This is a genomic window from Stutzerimonas chloritidismutans (assembly GCF_051486945.1).
Taxonomy (GTDB): Bacteria; Pseudomonadota; Gammaproteobacteria; order Pseudomonadales; family Pseudomonadaceae; genus Stutzerimonas; species Stutzerimonas chloritidismutans_B.
In genome coordinates this window covers 596,985-615,141 of sequence record NZ_JAHVDX010000002.1, presented here as the reverse complement: position 1 = coordinate 615,141, position 18,157 = coordinate 596,985, and the positions used below count along the sequence as shown (strand labels likewise).

20 protein-coding genes are annotated in these 18,157 nt (G+C 59.3%); 15 read left to right on the top strand and 5 right to left on the bottom strand.

Features of this window, described 5'->3' with window-relative positions:
* Positions 1–107: 107 nt before the first annotated feature.
* On the bottom strand, positions 108–1,352 hold the full coding sequence (locus tag KXR72_RS09935; protein ID WP_437420944.1) for an ABC transporter substrate-binding protein: 1,245 nt from the start codon (positions 1,350–1,352) through the stop codon (positions 108–110).
* A 239-nt stretch (positions 1,353–1,591) separates the two neighbouring features.
* Here KXR72_RS09935 and ung point away from each other — a divergent pair, with 239 nt between their 5' ends.
* Positions 1,592–2,287, top strand: coding sequence for a uracil-DNA glycosylase (ung, locus tag KXR72_RS09930; protein WP_437420943.1), 696 nt, complete (start codon positions 1,592–1,594; stop codon positions 2,285–2,287).
* Positions 2,288–2,320: 33 nt separating this feature from the next.
* Here ung and KXR72_RS09925 read toward each other — a convergent pair whose 3' ends face one another.
* From KXR72_RS09925 to ygfZ, 3 genes are all read right to left on the bottom strand, one after another.
* The gene (locus tag KXR72_RS09925; protein ID WP_437420942.1) at positions 2,321–2,839 is read right to left on the bottom strand and encodes a DUF4142 domain-containing protein; all 519 of its coding nucleotides are present in this window, start codon (positions 2,837–2,839) and stop codon (positions 2,321–2,323) included.
* 146 nt (positions 2,840–2,985) lie between these two features.
* Positions 2,986–3,822 (bottom strand): HDOD domain-containing protein, encoded by an 837-nt coding sequence (locus tag KXR72_RS09920; RefSeq protein ID WP_437420941.1) that lies wholly within the window; start codon positions 3,820–3,822, stop codon positions 2,986–2,988.
* Between the two features lie 39 nt (positions 3,823–3,861).
* On the bottom strand, positions 3,862–4,803 hold the full coding sequence (gene ygfZ, locus KXR72_RS09915) for a CAF17-like 4Fe-4S cluster assembly/insertion protein YgfZ (protein WP_437420940.1): 942 nt from the start codon (positions 4,801–4,803) through the stop codon (positions 3,862–3,864).
* 150 nt (positions 4,804–4,953) lie between these two features.
* Between ygfZ and KXR72_RS09910 the strand changes: the two genes are divergently transcribed.
* Positions 4,954–5,208 (top strand): succinate dehydrogenase assembly factor 2, encoded by a 255-nt coding sequence (locus KXR72_RS09910; RefSeq protein ID WP_437421331.1) that lies wholly within the window; start codon positions 4,954–4,956, stop codon positions 5,206–5,208.
* Positions 5,192–5,647 carry a protein YgfX gene (locus tag KXR72_RS09905; protein ID WP_437420939.1) on the top strand — a complete coding sequence of 152 codons (456 nt, stop codon included), beginning with the start codon at positions 5,192–5,194 and terminating at the stop codon, positions 5,645–5,647. The genes KXR72_RS09910 and KXR72_RS09905 overlap by 17 nt, the downstream gene beginning before the upstream one ends.
* On the opposite strand, the gene nadB is transcribed toward KXR72_RS09905, so the two are convergent.
* Positions 5,616–7,229 (bottom strand): L-aspartate oxidase, encoded by a 1,614-nt coding sequence (gene nadB / locus KXR72_RS09900; protein ID WP_437420938.1) that lies wholly within the window; start codon positions 7,227–7,229, stop codon positions 5,616–5,618. The genes KXR72_RS09905 and nadB overlap by 32 nt on opposite strands.
* Positions 7,230–7,596: 367 nt before the next feature.
* Here nadB and rpoE point away from each other — a divergent pair, with 367 nt between their 5' ends.
* The 12 genes from rpoE to pdxJ all read left to right on the top strand — a co-directional run bounded on the left by rpoE (position 7,597) and on the right by pdxJ (position 18,153).
* Positions 7,597–8,178, top strand: a complete 582-nt coding sequence (gene rpoE / locus KXR72_RS09895) for an RNA polymerase sigma factor RpoE (RefSeq protein ID WP_437420937.1) — start codon at positions 7,597–7,599, stop codon at positions 8,176–8,178.
* Positions 8,179–8,209: 31 nt separating this feature from the next.
* Positions 8,210–8,803 (top strand): sigma-E factor negative regulatory protein, encoded by a 594-nt coding sequence (locus tag KXR72_RS09890; RefSeq protein WP_437420936.1) that lies wholly within the window; start codon positions 8,210–8,212, stop codon positions 8,801–8,803.
* Positions 8,804–8,811: 8 nt separating this feature from the next.
* Complete coding sequence (locus tag KXR72_RS09885) at positions 8,812–9,765, top strand: MucB/RseB C-terminal domain-containing protein (protein ID WP_437420935.1); 954 nt, start codon at positions 8,812–8,814, stop codon at positions 9,763–9,765.
* Complete coding sequence (locus tag KXR72_RS09880) at positions 9,762–10,253, top strand: SoxR reducing system RseC family protein (protein WP_437420934.1); 492 nt, start codon at positions 9,762–9,764, stop codon at positions 10,251–10,253. The genes KXR72_RS09885 and KXR72_RS09880 overlap by 4 nt, the downstream gene beginning before the upstream one ends.
* The gene (locus tag KXR72_RS09875; RefSeq protein WP_437420933.1) at positions 10,231–11,652 is read left to right on the top strand and encodes a DegQ family serine endoprotease; all 1,422 of its coding nucleotides are present in this window, start codon (positions 10,231–10,233) and stop codon (positions 11,650–11,652) included. Before KXR72_RS09880 ends, KXR72_RS09875 begins: the two co-directional genes overlap by 23 nt.
* 172 nt (positions 11,653–11,824) lie before the next feature.
* Positions 11,825–13,624 (top strand): translation elongation factor 4, encoded by a 1,800-nt coding sequence (gene lepA, locus KXR72_RS09870; protein ID WP_437420932.1) that lies wholly within the window; start codon positions 11,825–11,827, stop codon positions 13,622–13,624.
* A 1-nt stretch (position 13,625) separates the two neighbouring features.
* Positions 13,626–14,480: a signal peptidase I gene (lepB, locus tag KXR72_RS09865; protein WP_437420931.1), complete on the top strand. Its 855-nt coding sequence runs from the start codon at positions 13,626–13,628 to the stop codon at positions 14,478–14,480.
* 88 nt (positions 14,481–14,568) lie between these two features.
* A complete protein-coding gene (locus tag KXR72_RS09860; RefSeq protein WP_437420930.1) occupies positions 14,569–14,946 on the top strand; it encodes a DUF4845 domain-containing protein in 378 nt (125 codons plus the stop codon).
* On the top strand, positions 14,943–15,632 hold the full coding sequence (rnc, locus tag KXR72_RS09855) for a ribonuclease III (RefSeq protein WP_437420929.1): 690 nt from the start codon (positions 14,943–14,945) through the stop codon (positions 15,630–15,632). Before KXR72_RS09860 ends, rnc begins: the two co-directional genes overlap by 4 nt.
* On the top strand, positions 15,625–16,539 hold the full coding sequence (gene era / locus KXR72_RS09850) for a GTPase Era (protein WP_437420928.1): 915 nt from the start codon (positions 15,625–15,627) through the stop codon (positions 16,537–16,539). Before rnc ends, era begins: the two co-directional genes overlap by 8 nt.
* Before the next feature lie 182 nt (positions 16,540–16,721).
* Positions 16,722–17,414, top strand: coding sequence for a DNA repair protein RecO (gene recO / locus KXR72_RS09845; protein ID WP_437420927.1), 693 nt, complete (start codon positions 16,722–16,724; stop codon positions 17,412–17,414).
* On the top strand, positions 17,407–18,153 hold the full coding sequence (gene pdxJ, locus KXR72_RS09840; RefSeq protein WP_437420926.1) for a pyridoxine 5'-phosphate synthase: 747 nt from the start codon (positions 17,407–17,409) through the stop codon (positions 18,151–18,153). Before recO ends, pdxJ begins: the two co-directional genes overlap by 8 nt.
* The last annotated feature ends 4 nt before the right edge of the window (positions 18,154–18,157 follow it).

The following is an 18,157-nucleotide window of genomic DNA, read 5'->3' as shown; positions in this document are numbered from 1 at the left end:
TTGCCTTGAGTTAGGGCTCGCCAGGCCACAGTAGGCAGGCGCTTCGAAGCACACCGGTAGGCGTTGGCCTGGGCATATGGGCAGTCGTTCGCTCGGCGTCTCGCTTGTTATTGGAGGGCCAGCTTTTGACCGCTCGCAGTGCGCTCTAGCTGCCACTGCGCCTGGGTAGGGGCGGCTTGTTCGGCGCTGAGGCGATGGACGATCTCGAAGTAGTCCTGCTTGAAGCGGTCCTTGAGCACTTCAGCTCGCTCCTTGACGCGAACTGCGTAGATGGTTTGCACATTCTGATGGTCGAACGCGCGCCATTGCTGTTCGTCCTTCAGCAGGCGGTAGCGATGGCCCTCCAGCGCGGCGATGATCTTTTCGCTGTCGAGGCTGCGGGCCCGAGTCGCGGCGTCTGCCCATTGGTAGACGATGCTGTAGGCCGAAGCGGCCGAACTGGACGGATGGGTCTGATAGCGCTCATCATAGTTAGCGACAAACTGTTGCCCAGCGGCAGAACCCTCCATCTCTGGCACGCGCCAGGTCCAGGGCTCGGTTCCCAGCACGCCGCGCATGATGTCGGGTCCCGCGGTCTCGACCATGCTTTGCGTCAGGTTCGGCACGGCGACTTGCATGCGTTTGTTGAGGCCCATTTCATCAGCGATGCGCATCGCACGAACAAGGTCTTCACCAAACAGCACGAGCACCAGCACCTCTGCTTCGCTCGCGGCCGCTCGGGTCAAGGCGTCACGGTAATCGGATAGGCGCGCCCCGGGAAAAGCCGTTTTCAAGCCTGGATGGAGCGTACCGTCTTGGGTGCCGGTGGCCTGGCGAAGTGAGCTTTCGCTGGTGTGGCCCCAGGTGTAGTCGGACGTAATGTAGAAGTAGCGTTTATTCGGCAGGTTCTGGTTCAGGTATTCGCCCAGGACCTTGGCACTCATCCAGGCGTTGTTGCATTCCCTGAACATGTACCTATGGCCGTCCTTGCCGGTGGTGTCGTTCGAGTAGGTGAGCGTACCGAAGTAGAGGAGGCCACGCTCCTTTGCGCGCTTGCCGGCGGCAATGGCTACGGCACTGGACGCACCGCCGAAGAGCATGACGGCACCCTCATCGGCCAGCTTGTCGACGTTGGCAACGGCTTTCTCGGGGCGGGACGCGGAGTTGCGGCTGGACAGGCGTAGCGGTCGGCCGAGCACGCCACCCTTGGCATTGATTTCGTCGATAGCCAGCAGGGCGCCTCGCATCTGCGCTAGGCCTTCCTCCTTGTAACTGCCAGTGCGGGGATAGTTGAGACCAAGGGTAATGGGGTCGGCTGCTTCAGCACTCAGGCAAAAACCTAGCGCCAACGCCAGTAGGGTGGTCCGTTTCATAACAGTGATCCTTGTTGTATTTGTTTTATTGGCGTCGCTTTTTTTACGCGTGTTGCGGCAATTCGTCACCCCTTCAATTAGTCGTAGACGGATCGTCGTTCCGCGCCGTGCGATGCTCCGCAGATTGAGCAAATTCACATGAGCGCAGTGGCGCCACTAACGAGCTGACAGATCTGCCTTGCATTGACTCAGGCGGGGGCATTCCTTAGGGTGCAGCGCTGTCCAGAGAGAGCCATGCCGTGAGTGATGACGACCGCATAAAACTGGAATCGACCTGGAAGGAGGCCCTCCGGGACGAGTTTGCGCAGCCCTATCTGCAGGCGCTCAGCGTGTTCCTGCGGCAAGAAAAGGCGGCGGGGAAAACCATCTATCCGCCTGGTCCCTTGATCTTTCATGCACTGGATTCGACGCCGCTACCCCAGGTGCGTGTGGTCATTCTCGGTCAGGATCCTTATCACGGGCCGGGGCAGGCACACGGGTTGTGTTTCTCGGTGCAACCAGGCGTGCCTGCGCCGCCATCGCTTCAAAACATCTTCAAGGAGCTCAAGCGCGACCTGAACTTGCCAGTACCCAACCATGGCTACCTGCAGCACTGGGCGGACCAGGGCGTGCTGTTACTCAACACATCGCTCACGGTGGAGCGGGGCATCGCGGGGTCGCATGCAAAGGTGGGCTGGCAGCGATTGACGGACCGGATTATCGAGGTCGTCAGCGAGACGCGTCCGAACGTGGTGTTCATGCTCTGGGGGGCGCATGCTCAGGGTAAGGCGAAGCTCATCGACGCGACCAAGCACTTGATGCTTAAGTCGGTTCACCCGTCGCCGTTATCGGCGCATCGTGGATTCATTGGTAACGGTCATTTCAGCCGCGCCAATCAGTTCCTGACGCAGCACGGGGTCGACCCCATCGACTGGCGGTTGCCGGAAACGCTGTGACGAGGCGCCGGTATGCCCGGCGCCGGAGAGAAATTACTGCTTGCTGCCGTGCTTGCCAGCCAGTTCCTTGGCATGTTTCAGGTGCTGTTCGAGTTCTGGCAGCGTCGACTGCGCGAATGCCTTGAGTTGGGCATTCTCACCGTCCTCGACATACTCACGGTAGAGTTCGATGGTTTGCTCGTGGGCCATGACCTGGTTATTGGCATAAGCCTGATCGAAGTTCTCACCGTCGCGCAGCTTGAGGATCATGGCCTTGGCCTTGTCCATTAGCGTGGCTTCGTCGGAAATCTCCAGGTCTTCATGTTGCCCAGCCAATTCGGCCAGCTTCTGGTTTGACTTGGTGTGGTCGTCGATCATCTTCTGGGCAAAGGTTTTCACGTCTTGCGCCGTACCCTTATCCAGCGCCATACGTGCGGTTTCGATTTCCGCTATGCCCTTCGCCGAGGCCTCGTCGACGAAGTTTTCACCGTCAGCGGCAAGGGCGAAATTCGCGGCTACGCCAAATAGAAGGGCCGCAGTGCCGGACCATAGAGTCTTGTTCGCTCGCATCATGTTCGTTCTCCTTCGATTACCTGGCCTGCCCGTGCCGACCCAGGAGGCGGCACGAGCGGTTGCGGCAAGTACGCCGTCTAATTTGTGACTGGACTGCGTTGGGGCGGTTCCAGTACTCCGGCGAGCGGTCGAAGGAGGTGGGTGGGCTACTGCAACATGCTCATGGCGGCATCCATCGCTGCGGACAGATCCTCGTCTTCCTGCAGTAAAGAGTTCGGGTCTAGCCCCAGCCTGTCGAAGGCAGGGATTTCGTTCCAGTCGAGCTGAGTGAAGGGGTGCGAGCTACCGATGTAGCTTTGTAGCGTGGCGACTTGAACGATGTCGACATAGTCGACCTTTTCGGACGCGCGGGTGAAGCTCAGGTGCTGACCTGGAACGACGGCGATTGCTTCCGGGAACTCCCACGTGCGCAGAATCTTCTCCCCCAGGATCGGGTGGATGCGATCGATCACATGGTTGAGGCTGATCGAATCGCTGAGCAGGGCGCTGTGTTCTTCGGCATAAGTCAGGATCGGCAATATCCCGATCTGGTGGACGAGGCCCGCCAGGGTGGCCTGATCAGCAGGCAAGCGTGTGAAGTTGCGGCAGAGCACATGGCTAATCGCCGCGATTTCGGTGCTCTTGTTCCAAACTTCGCGCATCTTCCGGTCGACTACGTCAGTCGTCGCCTGGAACATCTGCTCCATGGCCAGCCCTGTCGCCAAGTTCGACGTGTAGTTGATACCGAGGCGGCTGATCGCCATTTGCAGATCATTGATTTCACGATTGGTGCGCAATAAAGGGCTATTGACCACCTTGATGATCCGGGCTGTTAGCGCGGTGTCGTTGCCGATGACCTTGGCCAGGGTTGGGATGCTCACGTCCGGGTTTTCGGCGGCCTCGCGGACGCGCAGCGCAACTTCTGGAAGGGTGGGCAGGACAAGCTGGTCGTTTTCGATCGCTTGCATCAGCTCCTGCTGAACTTTATCGGCAAGGGTACTCATGTTGTTCCTTAATGAAGTGCAGTGTTGGCAAGTCGTTATCTAGCGCTGGATCTCTTTGTCCGCGTCCAGGGAGTAGGGCAGGTCGAGCCGTTTGAGCGTCGGGCCTTCAGGTGAGCCGAAGTGGATTCGGCCATCATCGATAGCCTCCTGCTGGACCACTGCGAGCAGCTCGATACCCTGTTCTGCGGCGGCCGCGAGCACGACCTCTCCAACGCTCGATCCGTGCACGGGTGAAAAGAGCGCCGTGCCTGGTGCCGGTAGTGCGGTGGTGTCTGCTGCTAGGCGATACATGCGGCGCTTGAGCTTGCCGAGGTATTGCATGCGCGCGACGATCTCCTGCCCGGTGTAGCAGCCTTTCTTGAAGCTGACGCCGCCGAGAGCCTGTAGGTTGATCATCTGGGGAATGAACAGCTCGCTGGTGTCGCTCATGACCTGGCCAACACCCGCGCGGATCTGGGCCAGAAGCCATTTTTCGAGAGGTGCCTCCGTGAGCTGTGCGGCAAGCGTTGCTCGAACGGTTCCGGCTTCAGATTTAGCGCTCCACAGCTCTATACGGACGCCGTCAAGGCGAATCGCTGACAGCCCATGGCCGCTGGTCACGCTTCCGACACCCTGAGGCAGTTCCAGACCCAGGCTTTCGAGCGCGCCATCGCCGCCGACTAGGCCAAAGCGGGCCCATGCTTCGCTATCGTCCGTCAGCTTAGATTTAGAGAACACGGCATAGCGCGACAAATCTGTCAGTTGCGCTTGCAGCAACCCCGCGTCCATGGCCAGAAGGTAACCATCGGCCTGCGGCAGGATACGAAAGCTCGACTGCATGCGACCTTTAGGCGTGCAGCGTGCGCCAAGGCTGGAGTGGTTGGCATCGAGATAGTTGAGGTTGCAGGTCAGTTGGCCCTGCAAAAACGTGTTGGCGTCCGGGCCGCGTACGGCCAGGACGCCTTCGTGCGACAACGCGCAGAAAAAAGCAGTGTCGGTCATGACTGGTCGCGCCGTTAAAATCCGGACGGGCATCATAGCAGGCCGACGGCTGAACACGGCGTGCGCCAGATGACAGAACGCGTCGCCTTTCATCTGCCGAGCCGTGGCGGCAGCCGCTATAATGCCGCGCTTCAACTCAGGAGCTTGTGCATGGTCGATCAAACCGAACTCAACCGTCTGTTCTGGCACAGTCGCCGAGGTATGCTCGAGCTCGACGTATTATTGGTCCCCTTCGTGCAAGAGGTTTATCCGCATTTGGGGGAGCAGGATCAGGCGCGCTATCGCAAACTGCTGAGCTGCGAAGATCAGGATATGTTTGGATGGTTCATGGAGCGCGCCGAGCCAGAAGATGAAGATTTGCGCCTGATCGTTCGCATGATTCTGGATCGTGTCCAGCCCAACTGAAGCCCCCTTCGAGTGTCATTGGCACCCCTCACGGTCGGTACTCGTCGCGTATTTGGCCGTGCAGGGAATGGTAACGTGCGGCCTCTTTCTACTCCCGATGCCGTTTTGGGTCGCGGCAGCTGGTTGGGTCTTCTGCCTGCTGCATGCCTATTGCGTTCTCCCGACTCACATCCTGCTGAAGCACGACGCGGCATGGGTCGGTTTACGGCACGATCATGCCGGTTGGGCTCTGTGGAGCCGGCGTGCCGGCTGGCAACCCATCCAGCTACGCCCCGATAGCATCGCGCTTCCTCTGGCTGTGGTGCTGCGCTTTCGGTTGCCAGGTGAGCGATTCGCCCGTGGGTTGCTCATACCGCGAGATGCCTTGGCGCCGGAACAGCACCGGCGCCTTCGGCTTCGGCTGAAATTCAGCCGGCGAAGGTGGGTGGCACCAGAATAGTGTCCCGGGCTTCAGAAAGCTGCGAGGGATAATCCAGCGTGTAGTGCAGGCCCCGGCTCTCGCGGCGCTCCATAGCCGAGCGGATCATCAGTTCTGCTACCAGCGCAAGGTTACGCAGTTCGATCAGATCGCGGCTCACCTTGTAGTTGCTGTAGAACTCGTCAATTTCGGCAAGCAGTAGGTGCACTCTATGCTGAGCGCGCATCAAGCGTTTGGTGGTACGCACGATTCCGACGTAATCCCACATGAAGCGCCTCAGCTCATCCCAGTTGTGCGCGATGATCACGTCTTCGTCGGAGTCGGTGACGAGGCTGGCATCCCACGCGGGTAGGTCTGTCGGCATCGCCACCTGGTCAAGTTGGCGCTGAATGTCTTTCGCGGCCGCTTGCGCATAGACGAAACACTCGAGCAATGAGTTGCTCGCCATGCGGTTGGCGCCGTGCAGTCCGGTGAAGCTGGTTTCGCCGATGGCGTATAGGCCGGGAATATCGGTTCGGCCGGCTTGGTCGACGACGATGCCGCCGCAGGTGTAGTGAGCAGCAGGCACCACCGGGATCGGCTCGCGAGTGATATCGATACCAAACTCCAGGCACCGCTCGTATACGGTGGGGAAGTGGGCTCGGACGAAGTCAGCGGGCTGATGGCTGATATCGAGGTAGACGCAATCGATGCCGAGGCGCTTCATTTCATGGTCGATGGCGCGCGCAACGACATCTCGCGGCGCCAGTTCGGCACGTTCATCGAAACGCGGCATGAACCGCTCGCCGTTCGGCAGCTTGAGCAAGGCGCCCTCGCCACGCAATGCCTCGGTAATCAAGAAGCTTTTCGCTTGCGGATGGTACAGGCACGTCGGGTGAAACTGGTTGAACTCCAGGTTGCCCACTCTGCATCCGGCGCGCCAGGCGATGGCGATGCCGTCGCCACAAGCGCCGTCCGGGTTGCTGGTGTAGAGGTATACTTTGGCCGCACCGCCTGTCGCCAGAACCACAAACCGCGCGTTAAACGTGTCGACTTCGCCAGTCGACCGGTCCAGCACGTATGCGCCCAAGCAGCGCCGGCCTTGTCGGCCAAGTTTGTGCTCAGTCAAGAGATCGACCGCGACGCGCTGATGCAGCAGGTGGATGTTGGTTCGGTCGCGGGCGTGCGCCAGCAGGGTGCTGAAGATCGCGGCACCAGTGGCGTCTGCCGCATGGATGATACGGCGGTGGCTATGTCCGCCTTCCCGAGTGAGGTGGTATTCGAACGCGCCGTCTTCGCCGCCCGCATCGTCACGAGTAAAGGGCACGCCTTGGGCGATCAGCCATTCAATGGCTTCCCGGCTGTGTTCGACTGTAAAGCGAACCGCCTGCTCTTTGCAGAGACCGCCGCCGGCGACCAACGTGTCGGCCACATGGGACTCTACGGTGTCAGCTGTATCCAGGACGGCTGCCACCCCTCCCTGTGCCCAGTATGTCGATCCGTTAGATAGATCGCCCTTGCTCAGCACTGCGATACGCAGATGATCCGGCAGGTTCAGCGCCAGGGTAAGGCCAGCAGCACCGCTGCCTATGACCAGAACGTCGTATTGATAGTGTCGACTCATGTTCGGACTCATAAGGAAGGCGGGGGTAGTATATCGAGCCCTAATGCCCGCAAAATAGCGGGCCGTTGCGTTAGGTCTTTGAGGGTCTGGAACTTTTCTTGCAAGACCCTCTCTATAGACAGTTGTGGATGCAAGCCGGCTGGCCACCAAGTGGGCGGCGCGGGTTGGGCGTGGGTTATTTAAAGTCCACCTCGAGCCGTCTCGGTCCACCTCGAGCCGTCTCGCGGCGTTGCTCGTTTTTGTCATCGGATGTGTTGCAGGAATGCTTGCTAGGAGGGGGAGAACTTTTGTGTAAAGCCCGGGTCTATTCTGGCAGGTCAGCTCGCAGGCAGCGGCAGCACCCCTTCCAGGTCACGGAGGAGTGCTTATGCTAACGCAGGAGCAGGACCAGCAACTGGTCGAACGAGTACAGCGGGGCGATAAGCGAGCTTTTGATTTGTTGGTTCTCAAGTACCAGCACAAGATTCTTGGGTTGATCGTGCGCTTTGTTCATGACTCTCATGAAGCGCAGGATGTCGCGCAAGAAGCCTTCATCAAGGCATACCGGGCACTGGCTAACTTCCGTGGTGACAGTGCTTTTTATACCTGGCTGTATCGCATCGCCATCAACACGGCGAAGAATCATCTAGTGGCGCGCGGGAGGCGGCCGCCGGACAGCGATGTCAGTTCGGAGGACGCGGAGTTCTATGAGGGCGACCACGCGCTCAAGGACATCGAGTCGCCGGAGCGCTCGCTTCTTAGGGACGAGATCGAAGACACGGTTCACAGAACCATTCAACAGCTTCCAGAAGATTTGCGTACGGCTCTAACACTGCGTGAATTTGATGGTCTTAGTTATGAAGACATTGCAAATGTGATGCAGTGTCCAGTTGGTACAGTCCGCTCCCGGATATTCCGAGCGCGGGAAGCCATCGATAAATCGTTGCAACCCTTGTTGCATGAATCCTGAGACAGCGGCGATAGCCAAGAGAGGAACCGCCATGAGTCGTGAAGCCCTGCATGAATCGCTGTCCGCGGTGATGGATAACGAAGCGGACGAGTTGGAATTACGTCGAGTTCTCGCCGCACATGGCGACTCGGATATGCGATCGACCTGGTCGCGCTACCAGATTGCTCGTGCTGCAATGCACAAAGAATTGGCCGAGCCTCGGCTGGATATCGCCTCGGCGGTGTCGGCTGCACTGGCGGATGAACCAGCGTTGACGCCTGCCAAAGAGCCGCGGTCCACCTGGCGTAATCTGGGTCGTATTGCGGTTGCTGCTTCTGTTACGGTCGCCGTGCTTGCGGGTGTACGCCTGTACAACCAGAGTGAGGTTGTCGGGCCTCAAATGGCGCAGCAGGCGCCGCAGCCGGCGATCGCTGTTCCACAGACAAACCAGGGGCCGGCGGTTCTGGCTGGTTACAGCGAGGGGGCGTCTGCTCCGGAGGCGGAGGTGACGCAGGCACCCACTGAAGGTTGGCATGAGCAGCGCCTACCGGCCTATGTGCGCCAGCATGCTCAGCAGGCTGCATTCGGAAGCGGCTCCGAAGGTGCGTTGCCATATGCACGTGCTGCCAGTATGGAAGACCGTTAAGGAAAGACATGCGTGTAATACCGCTGTGTGTGGTACTCGGAGGCTGGCTATCAATGCCGGCCTTCGCTGCTGATGCCGGGGCTGATTCCTGGCTTCAGCGTCTGATCAGGGCCGAGGAGCGGCAAAGTTATCTCGGCACCTTCGTATACGAACGCAATGGCAGCTTCTCCAGTCACGCGGTATGGCAACTGGCCGACGGTGACCAAGTGCGCGAGCGGCTGTTTCAGCTCGATGGGCCCGCAGCCGAGGTCATGCTTGAAAACGGCAAGATTGCCTGTGCGACGGAAGAGTTAGCCTCGCAGGTAAAGGATGTCCAGCCGTGGCGTCGTCAGCAGCTGGATCCGGCGCGGTTGTCCGAATCATATGAGCTTCACATGATCGGCGAGTCGCGAGTGGCGGGTCGGTCTGCTGTTGCGATTGCAGTGCAACCACGAGATCAGCATCGCTACGGGTTCGAGTTGCATCTAGATGAGGAAACAGCGCTGCCATTGAAATCGCTGATGCTAGGCGAGGGCGGACAGCTGCTGGAGCGTTTCCAGTTTACCCAGTTTTCGTCTGGCCCCGTTCAGCCCGAGGACGTCGAAGCCGGGCAGGCGTGTCAACCAGTTGCGCTCGCCCAGGTAGAAGAGAAATCAGAAACGACCCCATGGCGCTCCGATTGGCTGCCGCCGGGCTTCCAGTTGCTCGACTCCAATGTTCAGCCTAGCCCCGCATCAGATGAGAAGGTGGCTTGGCTTTCCTATGGTGACGGATTGGCCCGTTTTTCGGTTTTTATCGAGCCGCTGAGCGGAACAGTCGTCGAGGATGCACGCAGCCAGATGGGGCCGACCGTTGCCGTATCCAAGCGCATCACGACTGCGGGTGGTGACGTCATGGTGACGGTCGTGGGCGAGATTCCGCTCGGGACGGCCGAGCGGGTGGCGCTGTCCATGCGTTCGGGCTCGGACCAAGCCGCACAATGATCGAGGAGTCGGGCCGGGTTGTAGCGGTCGATAAAGGTGCTGTTTGGGTAGAAACTCATCGCAGCAGTACCTGTTCCGGCTGCTCCGCCCGAAACGGTTGTGGGCAGGCGCTGATGAACAGGCTCGGTGACAGCAGTCGGCAGATTAAGATGCTCCGTGCAATTTCGGGCATCCAGCTCTGTGTTGGGGACTTCGTCATCGTTGGCGTCCATGAGGATGTTCTGTTGCGAGGCGCAGTGCTTGTGTACTTGGTGCCCTTGCTGTCGCTGATGGGTGCCGCTTTTATTGCTTCCTTTTTCTCGCTCGGCGAGCCTTATGTCATTACGGCCGGCCTGGTTGGTTTTCTGTCTGCATGCGCGTTGGTGCGTGCACAGGCTCGGCGTGGTGCCGCTGATCCGCGGATTCAGCCTGTCGTGCTTCGGACGACGCTTGCAACTGGGGCTGGGTTGTTCCAAAGGGGGGATGATGCTCAAGGTTCGATACGATAGCTGCCGTGCCGTTCTGGCTGCTTTGTTTTTGTGGGGTATCACTGCGACGGCAAACGCTCAGCTACCAGATTTCACGGCGTTGGTAGAAAGTGCTTCGCCGGCGGTTGTCAACATCAGCACCAAACAGAAGCCCCCTACGCGAAGCGCCGCTGCGCAAATGCCTGAACTGGAGGGGCTGCCGCCCATCTTTCGGGAGTTCTTCGAGCACGGTATTCCCCGCGCGCCTGGCCAGGGTGCTCCAGGCCAAGGCCGTGAGGCGCAGTCGCTCGGGTCTGGCTTCATCATTTCCGCTGATGGCTACGTGTTGACCAATAATCACGTCGTTGCCGACGCTGACGAAATTATCGTCAGGCTTCCTGATCGCAGTGAGCTCGAAGCTGAGTTGGTCGGTGCTGATCCGCGTACCGATGTGGCGCTTATCAAGGTCAAGGGCGAAGGGTTGCCAACGGTTAAGTTAGGTGACTCCAGTGCGCTGAAGGTGGGTGAATGGGTGCTCGCGATCGGCTCACCGTTCGGTTTCGACCACACCGTGACTGCCGGTATTGTCAGCGCTACGGGACGCAACTTGCCGAGCGAAAGCTACGTGCCGTTCATTCAGACCGACGTCGCAATCAATCCTGGCAACTCCGGCGGGCCGTTATTTAACCTCCAGGGAGAGGTGATCGGTATTAACTCCCAGATATTCACGCGCTCGGGCGGCTTCATGGGGTTATCGTTCGCCATTCCAATCGATGTGGCAATGGACGTTTCAGACCAGTTGCGTACAGAAGGTAAGGTGAGTCGTGGCTGGCTCGGCGTCGTTATTCAGGAGGTTAATCGTGACCTTGCTGAATCGTTCGGACTCGACCGGCCTGCAGGTGCTCTCATCGCGCAGGTGCTCGATGGCGGGCCGGCTGCTAAAGGCGGGCTGCGGGTAGGTGACGTGATCCTCAGCGTCAATGGCGAGTCGATTGACATGTCCGCAGATCTGCCCCATCTCATCGGCTCCATCAAACCGGGCAGCAAGGCTAGTCTCGGCATCGTGCGCGAAGGCGATCGAGAAACCGTTAACCTGTCGGTTGGCACGCTGCCCGATGAGGGTGAAGAGGTTGTCACCAGCAATGACCGCGGGGAAAAAAGTAGCAATCGCCTGGGTGTAAAGGTTTCGGAGTTGACGGCCGAGCAGAAGCGCAGCCTGGATTTGCAGGGTGGCGTGGTGATCACTGAAGTGCTGAGCGGGCCGGCAGCGATGATTGGGCTGCGTCCCGGCGATGTCATCACCCACCTGAACAACCAGGCCATTGAATCCGCATCCACCTTCGGTCGGGTAGCCGAGGCGTTACCTAAGAATCGCTCCGTGTCGATGCGGGTTCTGCGGCAGGGGCGTGCCAGCTTCATTACCTTCAAGCTTGCGGAGTAACCATTCCCTTGCGAAGCGGCCCTGCGGGCCGCTTTTCACATGCGTCACCGAGGCGTCATCGGTCCCTTTGAATCTCGCCGCAGCGCGGCGTGACGCCGAATAGACCTATCGGGTACACTTGGCGGCTATTTTCGGCAGGCAATGTGCTTGCGACGTATTCGAGTGTTGAGCTGTGAGTGACCTGAGTCATATCCGCAATTTTTCCATCATCGCGCACATCGATCATGGCAAGTCGACCCTGGCCGATCGTTTTATCCAGATCTGCGGTGGCCTGACCGAACGTGAGATGAATGCTCAGGTTCTCGATTCCATGGATCTCGAGCGCGAGCGCGGTATTACCATCAAGGCGCACAGCGTCACGCTGTATTACACGGCTCGAGACGGTAAAACCTATCAACTGAACTTCATCGACACGCCCGGCCATGTCGACTTCACCTATGAAGTCAGCCGGTCCCTCGCGGCATGCGAAGGCGCCTTGCTGGTAGTGGACGCCGGTCAGGGCGTAGAGGCGCAGTCGGTGGCGAACTGCTATACCGCGATCGAGCAGGGGCTTGAAGTCATGCCCGTCCTGAACAAAATGGACTTGCCGCAGGCCGATCCGGAAAAGGTAAAGGGCGAGATTGAGCACATCATTGGCATCGACGCGACCGACGCGGTGCCCTGCAGTGCCAAGAGCGGCATGGGCGTGGAAGACGTGCTCGAGCGTCTGGTGGATGTCATCCCGGCACCCACGGGTGAAATCGATGCACCCTTGCAGGCGCTGATCATCGACTCCTGGTTCGATAACTACCTGGGCGTGGTTTCGTTGGTCCGTGTTCGCCACGGCCGAATCAAGAAGGGCGACAAGGTCCTGGTCAAGTCGACGGGCAAGGTCCATCAGGTCGACAGCGTTGGTGTTTTCAACCCCAAGCACACCACGACGGCCGATCTAAAGGCTGGAGAAGTCGGGTTCATCATTGCTGGCATCAAGGACATTCACGGCGCGCCTGTAGGCGATACGCTGACATTGGCGAACACGCCCGATGTCGAGATGCTCCCCGGTTTCAAGCGGGTCAAGCCTCAGGTGTATGCAGGGCTGTTCCCTGTCAGTTCTGATGACTTCGAGGATTTCCGCGAGGCCTTGCAGAAGCTGACGCTCAACGACGCAGCGCTTCAGTATGAGCCCGAGAGTTCCGACGCCCTCGGCTTCGGTTTCCGTATTGGTTTCCTTGGCATGTTGCACATGGAAATCATCCAGGAGCGCCTCGAACGCGAGTACGACCTGGACCTGATCACCACCGCGCCCACCGTGGTCTACGAACTGGCTCTGAAAAGTGGCGAGGTGATCTACGTCGACAGCCCTTCCAAGTTACCCGACCTTTCGTCCATCGAAGACATGCGCGAGCCGATCGTGCGGGCCAACATTCTGGTGCCGCAGGAGCATCTGGGCAGCGTAATCACGCTTTGCGTCGAGAAGCGCGGTATCCAGATCGACTTGCAATTCCTCGGTTCTCAGGTCCAAGTCCGTTATGACCTTCCGATGAGTGAGGTGGTACTGGACTTTTTTGACCGGCTGAAGTCGGTGAGCCGAGGCTATGCCTCTCTGGATTACAGCTTCGAATGTTTCCAGTCAGCCAATCTCACTCGGTTGGATATTCTGATCAATGGCGACAAGGTCGATGCGCTGGCCCTCATCGTGCACCGCGACAATGCTCAGTACAAAGGGCGCATCCTGGTCGAGAAGATGAAGGAGTTGATCCCTCGCCAGATGTTCGACGTGGCGATCCAGGCCGCCCTTGGCGGGCAGATCATCGCGCGTAGTACGGTGAAAGCGCTGCGTAAAAACGTTCTGGCCAAGTGCTACGGTGGCGACGTCAGCCGCAAGCGCAAGCTGCTCGAGAAGCAGAAGGCCGGCAAGAAGCGGATGAAACAGGTCGGCAACGTCGAGATTCCGCAAGAAGCCTTCCTAGCGGTGCTTAAGGTAGATAGCTGATATGTCCATCAATTTCCCGCTGTTGCTGGTGATTGCCGTAGCGGTCTGCGGCTTTCTATCGCTTCTCGACCTGGTGATCTTCGCACCGCGTCGTCGGGCCGCGATAGCGAATTACCAAGGGCGTGCAGGTGAGCCCGATCAGTCCACGCTGGATGCGTTGAGCAAGGAACCGGTGCTGATCGAATACGGCAAGTCGTTCTTCCCGGTACTGGCCATCGTACTGGTGCTGCGCTCGTTCCTGGTCGAACCGTTCCAGATTCCCTCGGGCTCGATGATCCCTACGCTAGAAGTCGGCGACTTCATACTGGTGAACAAGTTTGCCTATGGCATCCGCCTTCCCGTCGTAGACACCAAGATCATCGAAGTCAGTGACCCCAAGCGGGGCGACGTCATGGTGTTTCGCTATCCAAGCGATCCGAATATCAATTACATCAAGCGGGTGATCGGTTTACCCGGCGATGTGGTTCGTTACAGCAGTGACAAACGACTGACCATCAACGGCGATCTGGTTGCTGAGACTCTCATCGGCGAAGAGCCGGGCAGCCTCGGCAGCGCCAAGCTATACGAAGAGCGCCTCGGTGACGTCGAGCACCTGATCCGCAAGGAGATGGGGCGTTACCGGGTCGAGCCCGATCGTGAGTGGACCGTCCCCGCCGGGCACTACTTCATGATGGGCGACAACCGCGACAATTCCAACGACAGCCGCTACTGGCAGGACGTGAATATCCCGGCAGATCTCGTCGGTATGGTTCCGGACCGCAATATCGTCGGCAAGGCGTTTGCCGTATGGATGAGCTGGCCAGACCCGAAATTTAGCAACCTGCCACATTTCTCTCGGGTCGGTTTGATTCACTAAGCTGTGAATCAGGGCCCGGTTCCCGCGGCCCGGCTCGTTATATTTGAGCTGCCCCGCTTCGTGGGTTACGTACGACATAGAGGTCGACATGAGTTTCGCTCGTTCGCAAAAAGGGCTCTCCATGCTGAGCTGGATCATGGTGCTCGCCGTGGTCGCATTTTTTGCCAGTACTGCTTTCAAGATGTTGCCGCACTACTTCGACTATATGTCCATGGACAAGATCATCTCTGGGGTCGAAAGTGAACAGGCGCTTGAGATCCGCACGGTGCGTGATTTCTACAGCCATGTTCGCAAAGGCATGGATGTGAATGGAATTCGCGACCTCAACCTCGACGAGGCGATGACGGTCGTGATTGAAAATAATGAGTTCAAGGTTCACCTGGACTACGAAAAACGCGAGCCGCTGATCCGTAACCTCGATCTGGTGGCGAACTTCGATAAAGAATATCGCCTAAGGATGCCGTGAGCACTTCGCTAGCCCGACTCGAGCGCAAGCTCGGATATCAATTCAAAGACCAGGAGCTAATGCTCCTGGCTCTGACGCACCGCAGCTACGCCGGACGCAATAACGAGCGTCTGGAGTTTCTTGGCGACGCCATCCTCAACTTCATTGCCGGCGAGGCGTTGTTCAATCACTTCCCCCAGGCCAAGGAAGGGCAGCTGTCTCGGCTGCGTGCTCGTCTGGTCAAGGGCGAAACGCTGGCCGTACTGGCTCGGGGGTTCGAGCTGGGCGACCATCTGCGGCTTGGTTCAGGTGAGTTGAAAAGCGGTGGATTTCGCCGCGAGTCAATCCTTGCTGACACGCTGGAAGCCTTGATCGGCGCCATTTACCTCGACGACGGTATTGAAACTGCGCGGGACCGGGTGTTGGCCTGGCTCGCCAACGAGCTCGAAGGTCTGACGTTGGTCGATACCAACAAGGATCCGAAAACCCGCCTGCAGGAGTTTTTGCAATCGCGGGCCTGCGAACTGCCGAAATACGAGGTGGTGGCCATACAGGGGGAGCCGCATTGCCGGACCTTCTTCGTCGAGTGCCAAGTCGCCTTGCTCAATGAGAAAACCCAGGGGCAGGGCGCCAGCCGGCGGATTGCCGAGCAGGTCGCTGCCGCCTCGGCACTGATCGCGCTAGGCGTGGAGAATGGTCATGATTGATGAACATCAGCTGGAAAGCGAAGACGTGAGCCGCTGCGGCTACGTGGCAATCGTTGGTCGTCCCAACGTGGGCAAATCGACTCTGCTCAACCATGTGCTGGGGCAGAAGCTCGCCATCACGTCCCGCAAGCCGCAGACCACACGCCACAACATGCTCGGTATCAAGACCGAAGGTGCCGTTCAGGCCGTCTACGTGGACACGCCCGGCCTGCATAAGAACGGCGAGACGGCGCTGAACCGCTACATGAACCGAACGGCTGCCTCGGCGCTGAAGGATGTCGACGTTGTGGTGTTCGTCGTCGACCGCACACGGTGGACGGATGAGGACCAGCTGGTACTCGAACGGATCCAGTACGTCGAGGGTCCCGTCATCGTTGCTGTGAATAAGACCGACCGTGTTGAGGATAAGGGAGAGCTGCTGCCGCATTTCGAATGGTTGTCGCAGCAGTTGCCCAACGCCGAAATTGTCCCGATTTCCGCCCAGCATGGGCAGAACTTGGACGTCTTCGAAAAGCTGGTTGCTTCGCATCTGCCGGAGGGCGAGCATTTCTTTCCCGAAGATCAGATTACCGACCGCAGCAGCCGATTCCTGGCAGCCGAATTGGTCCGAGAGAAGATCATGCGCCAGCTCGGCGCCGAGGTGCCGTACCAGATCACTGTCGAGATCGAGGATTTCAAGCAGCAAGGGCACGTCCTGCATATTCATGCATTGATCCTCGTCGAGCGTGACGGCCAGAAGAAAATCATCATTGGCGACAAGGGCGAACGCATCAAGCGCATCGGCCAGGAGGCGCGCAAGGACATGGAGGTGCTGTTCGACTCCAAGGTCATGCTCAACCTCTGGGTCAAGGTGAAAGGCGGCTGGTCGGACGACGAGCGTGCGCTGCATTCGCTTGGCTATCAGTAGGCTAAAGGTCTGGCCAGGCACTAGACGCTTGATGACATGAGCGGCGCAGAGCCCGTGGCTTGTAGCGGCGCCCTTGGCCCTAGGGCGACTGATTTCGCCGAGCTACGGTGATCCTGGTGTATTGACGGCGGGCTTCGCTGGTTCTAGGCCCGCTCCGCCCTCCAGTCTAAAGCGCAGGATCCATGACCATCCAATCCGCCTTCGTTCTGCACAGCCGGCCCTATCGTGAAAGCAGTGCGCTGGTGGATTTTTTAACGCCTGCCGGTCGGCTGAGGGCAGTGTTGCGAGGTGCGCGTGGCAAAGCCGGTACGCTCGCGCGACCCTTCGTCCCGTTGGAGGTCGAATTTCGCGGCCGTGCGGATCTCAAGACTGTGGGCCGACTCGACAGCGCTGGCCTGGCCTATTGGCTGGACGGTAATGCGCTGTTCAGCGGCATGTACCTCAACGAGTTGCTGATCCGACTGTTGCCTGCCGAAGATGCACACCCCGCCATGTTCGATCACTATGCTGCCACCTTGCCGGCGCTGGCCGCCAAGCGTCCATTGGAGCCAATTCTTCGCGCATTCGAGTGGCGGCTGCTGACCGAACTCGGCTACGGTTTTTCTCTGGATACCGATATCGCTGGCCAGCCGATCGTGGCGACCGCCGCCTACCGTTTGTTGCCTGACACCGGTCTTGAACCGATCGGCCAGTTCCAGCCGGGCCTGTTCAACGGCGCGGAACTCCTGGCAATGGCCGAAGCCGATTGGACCGTGCCGGGAGCGTTGGCAGCCGCGAAGCGTTTGATGCGCCAGGCCTTGGCGCCCCATCTAGGTGGCCGGCCGTTGGTCAGCCGGGAACTGTTCATGAATACAAAGGAGACTCCGCGTGACTGAAGCCAATCGAATCCTGCTCGGCGTCAATGTCGATCACGTCGCTACGCTGCGCCAGGCCCGCGGTACCCGTTATCCGGACCCGGTCAAGGCCGCGCTGGATGCCGAGGAGGCGGGGGCGGATGGCATCACCGTGCACCTGCGCGAGGATCGCCGCCACATCCAGGAGCGCGACGTGCTCATGATGAAGGATGCCTTGCAGACCCGAATGAATTTCGAGATGGGCGTGACCGAGGCGATGCTGGCATTCGCCGAGCGGCTGCGCCCTGAGCATGTGTGCCTGGTTCCCGAAACCCGGCAGGAACTGACTACCGAGGGCGGGCTGGACGTGGCGGGCCAGGCGTCGCGCATCAAGGAGGCTGTCGACCGGCTTGCGGCCTGTGGTGCGGAGGTCTCTCTGTTCATTGACGCCGACCCGGCGCAGATCGAGGCGGCGGCACGGGTTGGCGCGCCTGCTATCGAACTGCATACCGGGCGCTATGCGGACGCGCACAGCCTGGCAGAGCGCGCGTGCGAGCTAGCCCGTATACGTGACGGGGTGGAGGCGGGGCTTAGCCATGGCTTGATCGTCAACGCCGGGCACGGCTTGCACTACCACAATGCCGAGGCCATCGCGGCGATTCGCGGTGTCAACGAACTGAACATCGGCCATGCGATCGTGGCCCACGCGCTATTCGTCGGCTTCAAGCAGGCCGTAAAGGAAATGAAGCACCTGATTCTGAGCGCCGCTGCGCGTGGTTGACCGG